The 14,013-nt window shown below is 65.8% G+C and carries 14 protein-coding genes and 2 pseudogenes; 12 read left to right on the top strand and 4 right to left on the bottom strand.

What is annotated here, in order from left to right; genetic code table 11:
* Positions 1 to 177 precede the first annotated feature (177 nt).
* Positions 178 to 545 (bottom strand): annotated as a pseudogene (locus tag AWC07_RS29550) (type II toxin-antitoxin system death-on-curing family toxin).
* An 88-nt stretch (positions 546 to 633) separates the two neighbouring features.
* On the opposite strand from AWC07_RS29550, the gene AWC07_RS14495 reads away from it, so the two are divergent.
* From AWC07_RS14495 to era, 8 genes and pseudogenes are all read left to right on the top strand, one after another.
* Positions 634 to 1,179 (top strand): nuclear transport factor 2 family protein, encoded by a 546-nt coding sequence (locus AWC07_RS14495; protein ID WP_051507737.1) that lies wholly within the window; start codon positions 634 to 636, stop codon positions 1,177 to 1,179.
* A 30-nt stretch (positions 1,180 to 1,209) separates the two neighbouring features.
* Positions 1,210 to 2,064, top strand: a complete 855-nt coding sequence (locus AWC07_RS14490; RefSeq protein ID WP_139829705.1) for a phthiotriol/phenolphthiotriol dimycocerosates methyltransferase — start codon at positions 1,210 to 1,212, stop codon at positions 2,062 to 2,064.
* Positions 2,065 to 2,124: 60 nt separating this feature from the next.
* A complete protein-coding gene (locus AWC07_RS14485) occupies positions 2,125 to 3,603 on the top strand; it encodes a cytochrome P450 (RefSeq protein ID WP_085105118.1) in 1,479 nt (492 codons plus the stop codon).
* A gap of 143 nt (positions 3,604 to 3,746) precedes the next feature.
* Positions 3,747 to 4,796: a PhoH family protein gene (locus AWC07_RS14480; protein WP_036417310.1), complete on the top strand. Its 1,050-nt coding sequence runs from the start codon at positions 3,747 to 3,749 to the stop codon at positions 4,794 to 4,796.
* Positions 4,797 to 4,837: 41 nt separating this feature from the next.
* Positions 4,838 to 5,374, top strand: coding sequence for an rRNA maturation RNase YbeY (ybeY, locus tag AWC07_RS14475; RefSeq protein WP_036417308.1), 537 nt, complete (start codon positions 4,838 to 4,840; stop codon positions 5,372 to 5,374).
* A complete protein-coding gene (locus tag AWC07_RS14470) occupies positions 5,371 to 6,693 on the top strand; it encodes a hemolysin family protein (protein WP_036417306.1) in 1,323 nt (440 codons plus the stop codon). The genes ybeY and AWC07_RS14470 overlap by 4 nt, the downstream gene beginning before the upstream one ends.
* Before the next feature lie 16 nt (positions 6,694 to 6,709).
* Positions 6,710 to 6,820, top strand: a pseudogene (locus tag AWC07_RS14465) (cytidine deaminase); the annotation flags it as partial.
* The gene (era, locus tag AWC07_RS14460; RefSeq protein ID WP_036417304.1) at positions 6,817 to 7,728 is read left to right on the top strand and encodes a GTPase Era; all 912 of its coding nucleotides are present in this window, start codon (positions 6,817 to 6,819) and stop codon (positions 7,726 to 7,728) included. The pseudogene AWC07_RS14465 and the gene era, both read left to right, overlap by 4 nt.
* A 21-nt stretch (positions 7,729 to 7,749) precedes the next feature.
* On the opposite strand, the gene AWC07_RS14455 is transcribed toward era, so the two are convergent.
* Entirely contained in the window at positions 7,750 to 9,249 is a 1,500-nt protein-coding gene (locus AWC07_RS14455) for an amidase (protein WP_036417301.1), read from the bottom strand.
* 61 nt (positions 9,250 to 9,310) lie between these two features.
* Here AWC07_RS14455 and recO point away from each other — a divergent pair, with 61 nt between their 5' ends.
* From recO to AWC07_RS14440, 3 genes are read left to right on the top strand one after another with little or no spacing between them, the layout of a single operon-like run.
* Complete coding sequence (recO, locus tag AWC07_RS14450; RefSeq protein ID WP_051508161.1) at positions 9,311 to 10,060, top strand: DNA repair protein RecO; 750 nt, start codon at positions 9,311 to 9,313, stop codon at positions 10,058 to 10,060.
* Positions 10,061 to 10,062: 2 nt separating this feature from the next.
* Complete coding sequence (locus tag AWC07_RS14445; protein ID WP_036417315.1) at positions 10,063 to 10,956, top strand: decaprenyl diphosphate synthase; 894 nt, start codon at positions 10,063 to 10,065, stop codon at positions 10,954 to 10,956.
* The gene (locus AWC07_RS14440; protein WP_036417299.1) at positions 10,956 to 11,393 is read left to right on the top strand and encodes a hypothetical protein; all 438 of its coding nucleotides are present in this window, start codon (positions 10,956 to 10,958) and stop codon (positions 11,391 to 11,393) included. The genes AWC07_RS14445 and AWC07_RS14440 overlap by 1 nt, the downstream gene beginning before the upstream one ends.
* Before the next feature lie 68 nt (positions 11,394 to 11,461).
* Here AWC07_RS14440 and AWC07_RS14435 read toward each other — a convergent pair whose 3' ends face one another.
* Together AWC07_RS14435 and AWC07_RS14430 are read right to left on the bottom strand one after the other, a co-directional pair.
* Entirely contained in the window at positions 11,462 to 11,854 is a 393-nt protein-coding gene (locus AWC07_RS14435; protein WP_036417297.1) for a Fur family transcriptional regulator, read from the bottom strand.
* The gene (locus tag AWC07_RS14430) at positions 11,851 to 12,243 is read right to left on the bottom strand and encodes an ArsR/SmtB family transcription factor (protein WP_084293673.1); all 393 of its coding nucleotides are present in this window, start codon (positions 12,241 to 12,243) and stop codon (positions 11,851 to 11,853) included. Before AWC07_RS14430 ends, AWC07_RS14435 begins: the two co-directional genes overlap by 4 nt.
* A 190-nt stretch (positions 12,244 to 12,433) precedes the next feature.
* Here AWC07_RS14430 and AWC07_RS14425 point away from each other — a divergent pair, with 190 nt between their 5' ends.
* Positions 12,434 to 13,828 carry a glycine--tRNA ligase gene (locus AWC07_RS14425; protein WP_139829704.1) on the top strand — a complete coding sequence of 465 codons (1,395 nt, stop codon included), beginning with the start codon at positions 12,434 to 12,436 and terminating at the stop codon, positions 13,826 to 13,828.
* Positions 13,829 to 14,013: the final 185 nt, after the last annotated feature.

The following is a 14,013-nucleotide window of genomic DNA, read 5'->3' as shown; positions in this document are numbered from 1 at the left end:
CAGCCACCGGCCCAGGCTGGCGGCTTTCAGCCGCATGATCGCCGAAACCTAGTCCGCACAACCACTTACGCGGCAGTCCCGACAATCTGCTCAACGAGCAAACGCATCAACCCATTGAACTGGCATGCCGACCCAGCGGAAACAGCAACCCACAAAGCCCGTTACACACCAGCGCCCTCAGCAGGCGGCGAAAAGGCAAAGCTTTAGGGCGATTTCGTCGACGGCCAGCTCACTGCGCTCCGCTACCTCGTATATCAGCTTCTCGGCGGTGTCTACATCGAACCTGGGCTCAAGTTCAATGCTGTTGCAACCCAATAATATTCACGCCGTCGGCTATTGCCGCGCACCAGAGCATGATTACGGGCCAGCCAACTGCAGTAGTACCGCCGCCTTGGTAGAGAGACCGGGATAGGTGTCTATTCCGTACACGGTGGTCTGCGGCCGCGCAACCGCGGCGTCGAGCAACCCGAAGTCGACGACTTCGAGCACCCGCCACGGCGATTGCGCGCGGTGAGGACGTCGGCGTGATCGGGGAACTCCACCAGATTCAGAGCTGACAGGGCGTCGAGCCGGCGATTTTCCCGCACCACCGTTGCTTGTGTGGGACCCTCGGGTGCGAAAGGAGCGTGCCCCATGACCGATACCACCCGCGAGCTGGGGGCGATCTTCGACGAACACGTCGCGCGCGAGTTCGTCGCCAAGGATCTCGCCGCGACCATGGCGACGATGACCGCCGATCCCTACGTCAACCATGTGCCCACCATGATGGGCGGCGTCGGCGCTGCCGGGGTAGCCCAGTTTTACGGCCGGTACTTCATCGGGCACTGGCCCGACGACACCAGGATCATCCCGGTCTGTCGTACCGTCGGCGCCGATCGCGTCGTCGACGAAATGGTCATGTCGTTCACCCACGACATTGCGATGCCGACCTTCCTGCCCAACGTGGCGCCCACCGGCCGCGCGGTGCTGCTGCCCGTCGTCGTCGTGATGGGATTCGAGGCAGACCCGGACTCCGGGGAACCAAAAGTCGCCTACGAACGGATCTACTGGGATCAGGCCTCGCTGCTGGTGCAGGTCGAACTGCTGCACGAGGACCTGCTGCCGGTCACCGGCGTGGCCCAAGCGCACAAGGTCCTGGACAAGGACCTGCCGGCCAACACGCTGCTACGCCCCGCTTGAACCGGCGGCGCGCCAGGAATTGACCCGCCGATGAGGCGCCCCACTGGGCACCAGCGGGTGTGTATTCCCCCGGCTAGTGGGCATACCAGAACCATGGGCCTTGCAACCAGACTGGTGTCGACCCCCGCCTGGAGAGTCTTCGCCAAGTACTACTACCCCTTCATCACCCGCCACGGCGCCGACGACGTGGCGTTGCTGAATCTTGGCTACGAGGAAGACCCGCCGATGGCCATCCCGCTGTCGGAGTCGGACGAGCCGGACCGGTATTGCATTCAGCTCTACCACCGCACGGCAACCCAGGCCGATATCGCCGGAAAGCGGGTGCTGGAGGTGAGCTGCGGCCACGGCGGCGGAGCCTCCTACCTGATGCGCACCCTGCACCCGGCCTCCTACACCGGCCTGGACCTCAACCCGGCCGGCATCGAGGTCTGCCGCAGCACCCATCGGCTGCCAGGGCTGGACTTCGTCCAGGGGGACGCCCAGAACCTGCCGTTCCCCGACAATTCCTTCGATGTCGTCGTCAATATCGAAGCCTCGCACTGTTATCCGTCGGTGCCCCGATTTTTCGCCGAAGTCGCGCGGGTGTTGCGCCCGGGCGGGCAGCTGCTTTACGCCGACGTCCGGCACAGCGACCACGTCGCCGAATGGGAGGCCGAGCTGGCCGACGCGCCGCTGCGGATGCGTTCCAAAGAGATCATCAGCGAGCAGGTGGTGCGCGGGCTGGAAAAGAGCCTGCCGCGCTCGCAGAACATGTTCACTCGGCGTACCCCGGCTCTGTTCCGCGGCCTGGTCCGCGACGCCGTAGCCGCGTCGAACTCCAAGATCTGCCGCGGGCTGCAGAACGGCGAGAGCTCGTATCGGATGTATTGCTTCGAAAACGAGTGAGTCGTCCCATCTTTCGATATCCGTGCCGGCGACACCCGCCGGCGACTCAACACTGTGGAGATGTATCCCATGACAGCGGCGGCGCAACGAGACGTCTATTGGCTGACCCGTAATCCGGTCGGGTGTGCGCGGCAGGCGCTGCGATCGCGGCGAGGCCCTCAAGGATCTCGGGGCCCTCGAGCCGCGCCGCGCCCGCCCGGCCCGCGCGGGCGGCCCTTCCTCGGGGTCGTTCCGGAACTGAAGTCCGACCCGTTCGGATACCTGCAGCAGCTGGGAAAGACTTATGGCGACGTCTACCGACTGCCGTTGCCGCTGTACGACGTGGTGGTGCTGAATCATCCCGACCACGTGCGCCACGTCATGAGCCACCGCGACGGCGAGTACAGCCTGATCGGGGCCGCCGCGGGTGCGGCGAGGAAGGTGCTGGGCGCGTCCATGCAGATGATGGAGGGCCGCGAGTTTCGTCGCCGGCGCAAGCCGCTGACACCGATGATGGGCCGCCAACAGCTGAGCCGGGTCGCCGCCACCGTCGCCGACGAATTCGCCAACCGCCTGACCGGATGGGAGCGGTTCGCGCAGACCGGCGAATCGATCGATCTGCAGCACGAGATCAACGGCGTGGTGATTCCGGCGTTCATGCGCGCGATGTTCACGATGGGGCTCTCCGATGCCGAGTTGCATCGGCTCGACGTCGACGTCCGCACGCTGATGCAGAGCGCGTCGTCGCCGCTGCTGCTCGGCGCCCCGCCGCGAATGCTGCCGGGAGACGGTAACCCCGTGCAGGCGTGGTTGCGGATGCGGCGCTGGGTGAAGCGGCGAGTAGAGGAACGGCTGGCCGACTCGCGCTCCTACGACGACCTGCTGCAGATACTTCTGGACGCGCGCTACGAGGACGGCACGCCCATCAGCCGGCGCGACGTGATCACCGAAGCGATCATGTTGATCGGCGGCGGGTATGAAACCGTGGTCGCCGCATTGGCCTGGACACTGGCGCTGCTTCCGCAGAATCCGCAGGCGCAGCAGCGACTGTACGACGAGGTCGACCAACTCGGCGGAGCTTTGCCCAGCTACGCCGACCTGGACCGGCTCGAGTGGGCCAAGGCGTGTTTCGACGAGGGACAGCGCCTGCAGGGCCTGCTGTTGCAGCCGCGGTTCGCCATGATCGACGACGTCATCGGTGGCTACCGGATCCGCCGCGGCACCCTGGTCGGCTTGCCGATCTACGCGCTGCAGCGCGATCCACGCTGGTGGGGCCCCGACGCCGAAACTTATGAGCCGATCCGGTTCTACGACAAGGACATCGTCGCTGCCCGGCCCAACCTGGTTTTCCTGCCCTTCGGCGCCGGCCCGCACCGCTGCTTCGGTGCGGCCATGGGTTACCTGGAGGCCCAATTGTTCCTCGCCCAGCTTCATCAGCGGTTCCGGATACAGATCCCCGTCGGCTGGGCTCCCGAACACGACCCTGCGCTACCGTGGCCGGTCAAAGGTGGCGTGCCGGCGGTTGTCACCAAGGTGCCCGTCGCCGCGCAACGGATCTAGCGCCCGGGCGCCCCCTGGGGTTCGCGGGCGTCGGTTCCCGGGCGGCATTTCCCGCGGAGCAGGCCTGCGGAGCGCATGCGGCGCTAGACTTGACTACCGGCTGTCGTCGCCCGAGAACACAGAAAGTAGGCATCAGAAACCACGTGACGCCCCGCGAAACCAAGGCTGCTGACGCATTATCGGCCTCATCTCAGGTTCGCAGCAGCATCGATGTTCCGCCTGATTTGGTCGTGGGCTTACTCGGATCGGCAGACGAGAACCTGCGCGCGCTGGAACGCATCCTGGCCGCCGGCCTGCATGTGCGTGGCAACTCGGTGACTCTGTCCGGCGAACCGGCCGATGTCGCGCTGGCCGAACGGGCGATTTCCGAGTTGGTCGCGATTGTTGCCGGGGGGCAGTCGTTGACGCCGGAGGTGGTGCGCCACAGCGTTGCCATGTTGCTCGGCGCGGGCAACGAGTCGCCGGCAGAGGTGCTCACCCTTGACATCTTGTCGCGACGCGGCAAGACGATCCGGCCCAAGACGCTGAACCAGAAACGTTATGTCGACGCGATCGATGCCAACACCATCGTGTTCGGGATCGGCCCGGCCGGCACCGGGAAGACCTATCTGGCGATGGCCAAGGCGGTGCATGCATTGCAGACCAAGCAGGTCACCCGCATCATCTTGACCCGTCCGGCGGTGGAAGCCGGTGAGCGCCTTGGCTTTCTGCCCGGCACACTGAGCGAGAAGATCGACCCGTACCTGCGGCCGCTGTACGACGCGCTGTACGACATGATGGATCCCGAGCTGATTCCGAAGCTGATGACCGCCGGGGTCATCGAGGTGGCGCCGCTGGCGTACATGCGCGGCCGCACCTTGAATGACGCCTTCATCGTCCTCGACGAGGCGCAGAACACCACCGCCGAGCAGATGAAAATGTTCCTCACCCGATTGGGGTTCGGGTCGAAAGTCGTGGTCACCGGGGATGTCACCCAGATTGACCTGCCGGGCGGCGCCAAGTCCGGCCTGCGGGCGGCGGTCGACATCCTCGAGGACATCGACGACATTCACATCGCGGAGCTGACCAGTGTGGACGTGGTGCGCCACCGCCTGGTCTCGGAGATCGTCGAAGCCTACGCCCGGTCCGAGGAGCCCGGCTCCGGGATGAACCGGGCGGCTCGGCGCGCCTCCGGCGCGCGTGGTCGTCGATGATGAGTGCGTGAGAACTCTCGTGAGCATCTTATGAGCATCTTATGAGCATTGAAGTATCCAACGAGTCGGGCATCGACGTCTCCGAAGCCGAGCTGGTCAGCGTCGCGCGATTTGTCATCGACAAGATGGACGTCAACCCGGGCGCGGAGTTGTCGATGGTACTGCTGGACACCGCCGCGATGGCCGACCTGCACATGCGCTGGATGGATCTGCCCGGGCCGACGGACGTGATGAGCTTTCCGATGGACGAGCTGGAGCCCGGGGGGCGCCCCGACGCGCCCGAGCCCGGCCCGGCGATGCTCGGCGACATCGTGCTGTGCCCGGAATTCGCGGCGGAGCAGGCGGCCGCGGCGGGCCACAGCCTCGGACATGAGCTGGCGCTGTTGACCATCCACGGCGTGCTGCATCTGCTCGGCTACGACCACGGCGAGCCGGATGAGGAGCGGGAGATGTTCGCCCTGCAGGAGCGGTTGCTGGAAGAGTGGGTGGCCGCCCAGGTCGAGGCTTACCAGCACGACCGCCAGCACGAACGAGACCGCCGGCTGTTGGACAAGTCCAGGTACTTCGACGAGTCGTGACCGGTCTTGCTCAGCTGCTCGGTGCGATCCTGTTGATCGGACTGGGCGGAATATTCGCGGCGCTGGATGCCGCTTTCAGCACCGTGTCACTGGCCCGGGTGCAGGAGCTGGTGCGTGAGGCCCGGCCGGGGGCGGTGGCACTGCTCAAGGTGATGGTCGAACGGCCGCGCTACATCAATTTGGTGGTGCTGCTGCGGATCGTGTGTGAGATCACCGCCACCGCGTTGCTGGTGGTGTTCTTCCGGCACAACCTGAACATCAACGGCGGGTTGTTCGTGGCCGCGGCCGTCATGGTGGTGACCAGCTTCGTCATCATCGGTGTGGGTCCGCGCACGCTCGGCCGCCAGCATGCCTATTCCATCGCGCTGGCCACCGCCGTTCCGTTGCAGGTGATTTCATGGCTGTTGATGCCGATCAGCCGGTTGCTGGTGCTGCTGGGAAACGCGCTCACCCCGGGCCGGGGCTTTCGCAACGGGCCGTTCGCCTCCGAGGTCGAACTGCGCGAAGTCGTCGACCTGGCTCAGCAGCGCGGCGTGGTTGCCGCCGACGAGCGCAAGATGATCGAGTCGGTCTTCGAACTCGGCGACACGCCAGCCCGCGAGGTGATGGTGCCGCGCACCGAGATGATCTGGATCGAAGGGGACAAATCACCGGCTCAGGCGATGAACCTGGCCGTGCGCAGCGGCCATTCCCGCATTCCGGTGATCGGCGAGAATGTCGACGACATTCTCGGCGTGGTTTACCTGAAAGACCTTGTGCGCCAAACGTTCTTCTCGCCCGACAGCGACCGGGAAAGCACCGTGGCCGACGCCATGCGACCGGCGGTGTTCGTGCCGGACTCCAAGCCGCTGGACGCGTTGCTGCGGGAAATGCAGCGCGACCGTAACCACATGGCGCTGCTGGTCGACGAATACGGCGCCATCGCCGGCCTGGTCAGTATCGAAGACGTGCTGGAGGAAATCGTCGGTGAGATCGCCGACGAGTACGACGAGGCCGAGACGGCGCCGGTAGAAGACCTGGGCGACAAACGATTTCGTGTGTCGGCGCGGCTGCCCATCGAGGATGTTGGCGAATTGTACGGCATGGAATTCGACGGCGATCTCGACGTCGACACCGTCGGCGGTTTGCTGGCATTGGAATTGGGCCGCGTCCCACTGCCCGGCGCCGAGGTCGTATCCCATGGCCTGCGACTGCAGGCTGAGGAGGGCCGCGACCACCGGGGCCGGATGCGGATCGGCACCGTTTTGGTGAGCCCGGTAGAAGTTGCAGCAACCGACGGCTCCGCGGACCGCCCAGACGAAGGCGATTCCGATGGCTGAGCCGATCGGTCTCGACGCTGCCGCGCTGGTCGCCGGATCCGTCGACGATCCGGGCATCGCGGCCTTACGGGAGCTGTCGCCGATGGCGGTGGTAATCGTCACCGACGGCACCGGAATCCCGTTATGACGGCTGAATTCCGTTCCGGCTTCGTCTGTTTGGTCGGCCGGCCGAACACCGGAAAGTCGACGCTGACCAATGCGCTGGTGGGTGCCAAAGTCGCGATCACGTCGATGCGGCCGCAGACCACTCGGCACACCATTCGCGGGATCGTGCATCGAGAGAACTTCCAGATGATCCTGGTCGACACGCCGGGCCTGCACCGGCCGCGGACGCTGCTGGGCAAGCGACTCAACGACCTGGTCCGGGCCACCTACGCCGAGGTCGACGTGATCGGACTGTGCATTCCGGCTGATGAAGCGATCGGCCCGGGTGACCGGTGGATCCTCGAGCAGATTCGCTCCGTGGCACCCGGCACAGCACTGGTTGTCATCGTCACCAAGATCGACAAGGTGCCCAAAGACCGGGTGGCCGTACAACTCTCGGCGGTCGGTGAGCTGATCGGAAACCTGCCCGGCGCAACCGAAATCGTCCCGGTGTCGGCCGTGACCGGAGCGCAGGTCGAGGTGCTGATCGATGTGCTGGCCGGGGCTTTGCCGCCCGGCCCGGCGTACTACCCCGACGGCGAGCTGACCGACGAGCCCGAAGAGGTCCTGATGGCGGAGTTCATCCGCGAGGCCGCCTTGGAGGGCGTCCATGACGAACTGCCCCATTCGCTGGCCGTGGTGATCGACGACGTCAGCCCGCGCGACGGACGGGACGACCTGATCGACGTGCACGCTGTGTTGTACGTCGAGCGGGACAGCCAGAAGGGGATCGTCATCGGCAAGGGCGGCGCCCGGCTGCGACAAGTGGGCACCGCGGCCCGCGGTCAGATCGAGAAACTGCTGGGGACCAAGGTTTATCTCGACCTGCGGGTCAAGGTGGCAAAGAACTGGCAGCGCGACCCCAAACAGCTTGGCCGGCTGGGATTTTGAACGGCGAACGGGTCAGCGCTGCTAATGCTGTGGCGGGTAGACGCTGTGCGGGGCGGGAGTGTCGGTGCCGTCGTCCCACCAGACGGTCGGCTGCTTGGCCGCCCAGCCGCTGACGGCTTCCAGCTCGGCGGCCAGCGAGATCAGCATGCCTTCGCTGTTGGCCGGTCCCATGAGTTGAACACCGATCGGCAGGCCCTCGGCGGTGAACCCCGCGGGCACGTTGATGGCCGGCCAGCCCAGCAGATTCCACGGCCAGGTGTAAGGGCATGCCGCGATGATGGCGCGGTCGGTGGCCAGCCCGCCCATCTGGTCGAACGCGTGCGCCAGCGGCGGGGGCTGCGCGGTGGTCGGTGCCAGCACCACGTCGACGATGTTGAAGATCGAGCCCACTCGCCGCTGCGCGGCGGCTTCGTGGCGGCGCGCGCTGCGCAGGATGGCCTGGGAAAGCATGTGCCCGGTGCGCAGGTTGGAAACCGTGCGGGGGTCCAGCGTGACGCCGTCGCCCAGCCGCTGCGCCCACTCCCACAATCCGGCGGTGGACCGGGCAAGAAAGTCCCACGACATCTGCACGCTGTAGTCGGGGTTGCCGCGTACCACGGTGTGGCCGAGCAGCTGCAGCTGTTCGCCCACCTGACGCGTCGCGGCCAGGATCTCCGGATGCAACTTTGCCCGAAAACCGTTGAAAGGAGCCCGGGTCGACAGGGCGATCTTCAGCGGACCGGGGGCGATGCCGACGTAGTCGGATGCGGTCACCGGCGGCGGCCGGTGCAGATCGCCCTCGACATTGCCCGACGCCGCATCCAGCACCAGCGCCGCATCGGCCACCGTGCGGGCCAGCACACCGTTGACCGTGATGCCATTGAACGCCTCCGGCAGCGGCCAGGTGGAGATGCGGCCGCGCTGCGGTTTGATGCCCACCAAGTTGGTCCACGCCGCGGGAACCCGGATGCTGCCGGCCCCGTCGGAGCCGATCGCCGCGGTGACCAGGCCCGCGGCCACTGCGGCCGCACTGCCGCCCGACGATCCGCCCGGTGTATGCCGGCGCGCCCACGGGTTGCGGGTGTGTCCGAACCCGGGCCCGCTGGTGAATGGCCACTGGCCCAGCTCACAGGTGTTGGTCTTGCCGACGATCACCGCCCCGGCCGCCTTGAGCCGCCGGACGACCTCCGAATCCGCGGTGGCGGGAGCGACATACCCCTGGGTGCCGTAGGCGGTGGGCACTCCAGCAACGTCGACGTCGTCTTTGACCGCGATCGGGATGCCCAGCAGCGGTCCGGTGTCGCCAGCCGCCCGTCGCCGGTCTGCCGCGGCCGCGTCGGCCAGGGCCGACTCGGTGAGTACCACCCGGAATGCGTTCAACGTGGACTGGCTCGCCTGGATCTCGCGCAGGGATCGGCCTACCAGCTCGACGGAGGTCACCGAGCCGTTGGCCAGCTGATAGAGAAGATCGGTCAAGGTGGGCAAGCGCTGGTTACCGGACCCGGAAACGGCCCCGGAAGCGGACCCAGAAGCGCCAACCACGGGGTACGAGACTATCGGCGCGGATACCCGCGATGTCGCGGCGGGGTGCGAAACTATGGGGATGCGGCTATATCGAGACCGGGCTGTTGTGCTGCGCCAGCACAAGCTCGGCGAAGCCGACCGGATCGTCACCCTGCTGACCCGCGACCACGGGCTGGTTCGTGCGGTGGCCAAAGGAGTACGTCGCACCCGCAGCAAATTCGGTGCCCGGCTGGAGCCGTTCGCTCATATCGACGCGCAACTGCACCCCGGCCGTAACCTCGACATCGTCACCCAGGTCGTCGCCATCGATGCCTTCGCCACCGACATCGTCAGCGACTACGGCCGGTACACCTGCGGGTGCGCGATGCTGGAAACCGCCGAACGCCTCGCCGGTGAAGAGCGGGCGCCCGCCCCGGCCCTGCACCGGCTCACGGTGGGCGCGTTGCGGGCGGTCGCGGACGGACGTCGTCCTCGCGACCTGCTGTTGGACGCCTATCTGCTCCGTGCCATGGGTATCGCCGGCTGGGCGCCGGCACTGACCGAATGCGCTCGCTGCGCCACACCCGGGCCGCATCGGGCGTTTCACATCGCCGCCGGGGGCAGCGTGTGCGCGCACTGTCGCCCCGCCGGTGCGACGACACCGCCGCTGGGCGTGCTGGAGTTGATGTCCGCCTTGCACGACGGCGATTGGGCGGCCGCCGAGCAGGCGCCGCAATCGCATCGCGGCTACGTCAGCGGGTTGGTGGCCGCGCACCTGCAATGGCACCTGGAACGTCAGCTCAAGACGTTGCCGCTGGTGGAGCGGACCTACCATCGGGCAGGTAGGTGAACGTGGCTAGAAAGGCCGAACAAAAGCTGACGTCCACCGACTTCCCGCAGCTGCCCCCCGCGCCGGACGACTACCCGACCTTCCCCGACACCTCGACGTGGCCGGTTGTCTTCCCGGCATTGCCGCCGTCGCCCGACGGCGGCCCGCGCCGGCCGCCGCAGCACATTTCGAAGGCGGCTGCGCCCCGAATTCCGGCTGACCGGTTGCCCAATCATGTCGCCATCGTGATGGACGGTAACGGCCGGTGGGCTACCCAGCGTGGCCTGCGTCGCACCGAGGGCCACAAGATGGGCGAGGCGGTGGTGATCGACATCGCTTGCGGCGCGGTGGAACTGGGAATCAAGTGGCTCAGTCTTTACGCCTTCTCCACCGAGAATTGGAAGCGTTCGGCCGAGGAGGTCCGCTTCCTGATGGGATTCAACCGTGACGTGGTGCGACGACGACGGGAGAACCTCAACGAGATGGGTGTCCGGATCCGGTGGGTGGGTTCCCGGACCCGGCTGTGGCGCAGCGTCATCAACGAACTGGCCATAGCCGAGCAGCTGACCAGGCACAACGACGTCATCACCATCAACTACTGTGTCAACTACGGTGGCCGCACCGAAATCGCCGAAGCCACAAGGGAAATCGCTCGTGAGGTGGCCGCCGGCCGGCTCAGTCCGGACCGGATCAGCGAGTCCACCATCTCCCGTCACATGCAGCGCCCCGACATCCCCGACGTCGACCTGTTTCTGCGGACCTCGGGGGAGCAGCGGTCCAGCAATTTCATGTTGTGGCAGGCCGCTTACGCCGAGTACATATTCCAGGACAAGTTGTGGCCCGACTATGACCGCCGCGATTTGTGGGCGGCCTGCGAGGAGTACGCTTCCCGCAATCGACGGTTCGGGAGCGCCTAGTGCCCTCACTGCAGCAGCGGCTGGCATCGATTCTGCCTGACGTCCTTTCCGTCGAGCAGGAACCCGACGGCGCGTTGACGGTCCGCCATAACGGCACGTTCGCTTCGTTGCGGGTGGTGAGCATCACCGAGGGCCTCGAGTTGGTGTCGCTCACCCAGATATTGGCCTGGGACCTGCCGCTGACCAGGAAGATTCGCGATCGGGCGGCCAAGCAGGCGCGCGACGTCAACTTCGGCGCGGTCACCGTGCTGGAGAAGACCGCGGCCAGGGGTGCGGCCAAGGCGGCCGCCAAGACAGCGTCCAAAACCGGGGACGTGATGCTGCGGTACAACTTTCCCGGCGCCGGACTGAGCGACGACGCGCTGCGTACCTTGATCCTGCTGGTGCTCGACACCGGCGTCCAGGTACGCGACGCGTTGATTGCCGCGGTTCCCTGACGCCGAGATCGACGGCAACGCGGAAAAGTTCGAGGAGGACTTCGCGGTGTGGCAGCGCGCGCCGAATTTCAGGACCGGCAGTCTGCGCAGGTGCCGAAGATCTCGATGGTGTGGCTGACGTCGGAAAACCCATGCCTAGCAGCCACTTCCGCGGCCCAGGCCTCCACTTCGTGGTCTGCCACCTCGATGGTGGAGCCACAGCTGCGGCACACCAGATGATGGTGGTGATGTTCCGAGCAGCGGCGGTAGACCGACTCACCGGTGTCGGTGCGCAGCGTGTCAACCACGCCCGCGGCAGCCATCGACTGCAGGGTGCGATAGACGGTGGTCAGACCGATGTTTTCGCCGCGGCGGCGTAGTTCGTCGTGCAATTCCTGTGCCGAGCGGAAATCGTCGACCGTCTCCAGTAGCGTCGAGATCGCCGCCCGCTGGCGGGTGGACCGGACACTGGGTCCGGTCATGGCGACTCCTCACTGGCGTGGGTGACCGCGTCGACGACGATATGCGCAAGGTGATGGTCGGCAAGCCGGTACAGCACTTCACGGCCCGACCGCTCTCCGGTGACGACTCCCGCTGCCTTGAGGATCTTCAAATGCTGACTGACCAGTGGTTGCGGTACACCCAGCGCATCGACGAGTTCATGCACACAACGTTGCGATTCGCGCAATTGCAACACGATGGCGATGCGTACCGGTGCGGCCAGCGCGCGCAGCAACTCGCCGGCGGCGTCGAGAATTTCCCGTGGCGGGGGTGCGGGGAGGGCAGGATGCCCCGACGAGCTGCGGGCGCCGTGCTCATGATGACCGACTAGGTCGTCGACGGCGACAGGCGTAGCGGGGGGCGTCGCCATATCTGAACCACCTCGAGACGTAGTGGCATCGGGACCGCTCGTCGCGAACAGCTCGCGAACCCCTGCGGCTGTCCTCCACTGTCACATGCGTGATGGTGCATGTCAAAGAACCGCCGGTAGATCGTTACCATGACTGAGGTTCGTGCGCAGTGATTGCCCGCTGCATGTAGTTGCCCAATTCGGGAAGGGAGTGCGGTACCGCGTGGCGTCTGTCATCGACACTGTGGTGAACCTGGCCAAACGGCGCGGCTTCGTCTATCCGTCCGGTGAAATCTACGGCGGTACAAAGTCGGCGTGGGACTACGGCCCGCTGGGGGTGGAACTCAAAGAGAACATCAAACGGCAATGGTGGCGGTCGGTGGTCACCGGCCGCGACGACGTGGTGGGTATCGATTCGTCGATCATCTTGCCGCGCGAGGTATGGGTTGCCTCGGGCCATGTGGATGTCTTCCATGATCCGCTGGTCGAGTCGCTCATCACCCACAAGCGCTACCGGGCCGACCATCTGATCGAAGCCTACGAGGCAAAACACGGGCATCCGCCGCCCAACGGGCTGGCCGATATTCGCGACCCGGACACCGGCGAGCCCGGCCAGTGGACGGAGCCGCGCGAATTCAACATGATGCTCAAGACCTACCTCGGACCAATCGAGACCGAGGAGGGGTTGCACTATCTGCGGCCGGAAACCGCACAGGGCATCTTCATCAACTTTGCCAACGTTATGACGACGTCCCGCAAGAAGCCGCCGTTCGGCATCGGCCAGATCGGCAAGAGCTTCCGCAACGAGATCACCCCCGGCAATTTCATCTTCCGCACCCGCGAGTTCGAGCAGATGGAGATGGAGTTCTTCGTCGAGCCGTCGACAGCCAAGGAATGGCACCAGTATTGGATCGACACCCGGCTGCAGTGGTACGTCGACCTGGGCATCGATCCGCAGAACCTGCGCCTGTGGGAGCACCCCAAGGACAAGCTGTCGCACTACTCCGACCGCACCGTCGACATCGAGTACAAATTCGGCTTCCTCGGCAACCCATGGGGTGAGCTGGAAGGTGTCGCCAACCGCACCGACTTCGACTTGTCGACGCATTCAAACCATTCCGGTACCGATCTGAACTTCTATGACCAGGTCAACGACACTCGGTATACGCCGTATGTCATCGAACCGGCAGCGGGCCTGACCCGGTCGTTCATGGCCTTCTTGATCGACGCGTACAGCGAGGACGAGGCCCCGAATGCCAAGGGCGCGATGGAGAAGCGGACGGTACTGCGACTGGATCCGCGGCTGGCCCCGGTCAAGGCCGCGGTGCTACCGCTGTCCCGCCATGCGGATTTGAGCCCCAAGGCCCGCGACCTCGCCGCCGAATTGCGCACCTGCTGGAACATCGACTTCGACGATGCGGGCGCCATCGGGCGTCGCTACCGGCGCCAGGACGAGATCGGGACTCCATTCTGTGTAACGGTCGACTTCGACTCGCTCGAGGACAACGCCGTCACGGTGCGCGAGCGCGATGCCATGACCCAAGAACGGATCGCGATCGACAAGGTCGCCGATTATCTGGGGGTCCGGCTCAAGGGCTGCTGCTAACGGCACCCGGATTTCACCGCGCCGACTGTTTGCTGCGGGGTAGCGGCGCCCGCGACGCACCCGCCTGCGGCTGCCAACGAGCGACGAAGACACGGTACGCATCCGGCACCGGCGATCCTGTTTTTTTGATCGTGGTTGGGTGGCCGACACGGGTTTGTGGTGGGGGTAAATGCGGGGGTTTGGTG

The sequence above is a fragment of the Mycobacterium gastri genome, assembly GCF_002102175.1.
Taxonomy (GTDB): Bacteria; Actinomycetota; Actinomycetes; order Mycobacteriales; family Mycobacteriaceae; genus Mycobacterium; species Mycobacterium gastri.
Note: the sequence above shows the minus strand (reverse complement) of the source record. Positions and strands in the feature narration are given on the sequence as shown.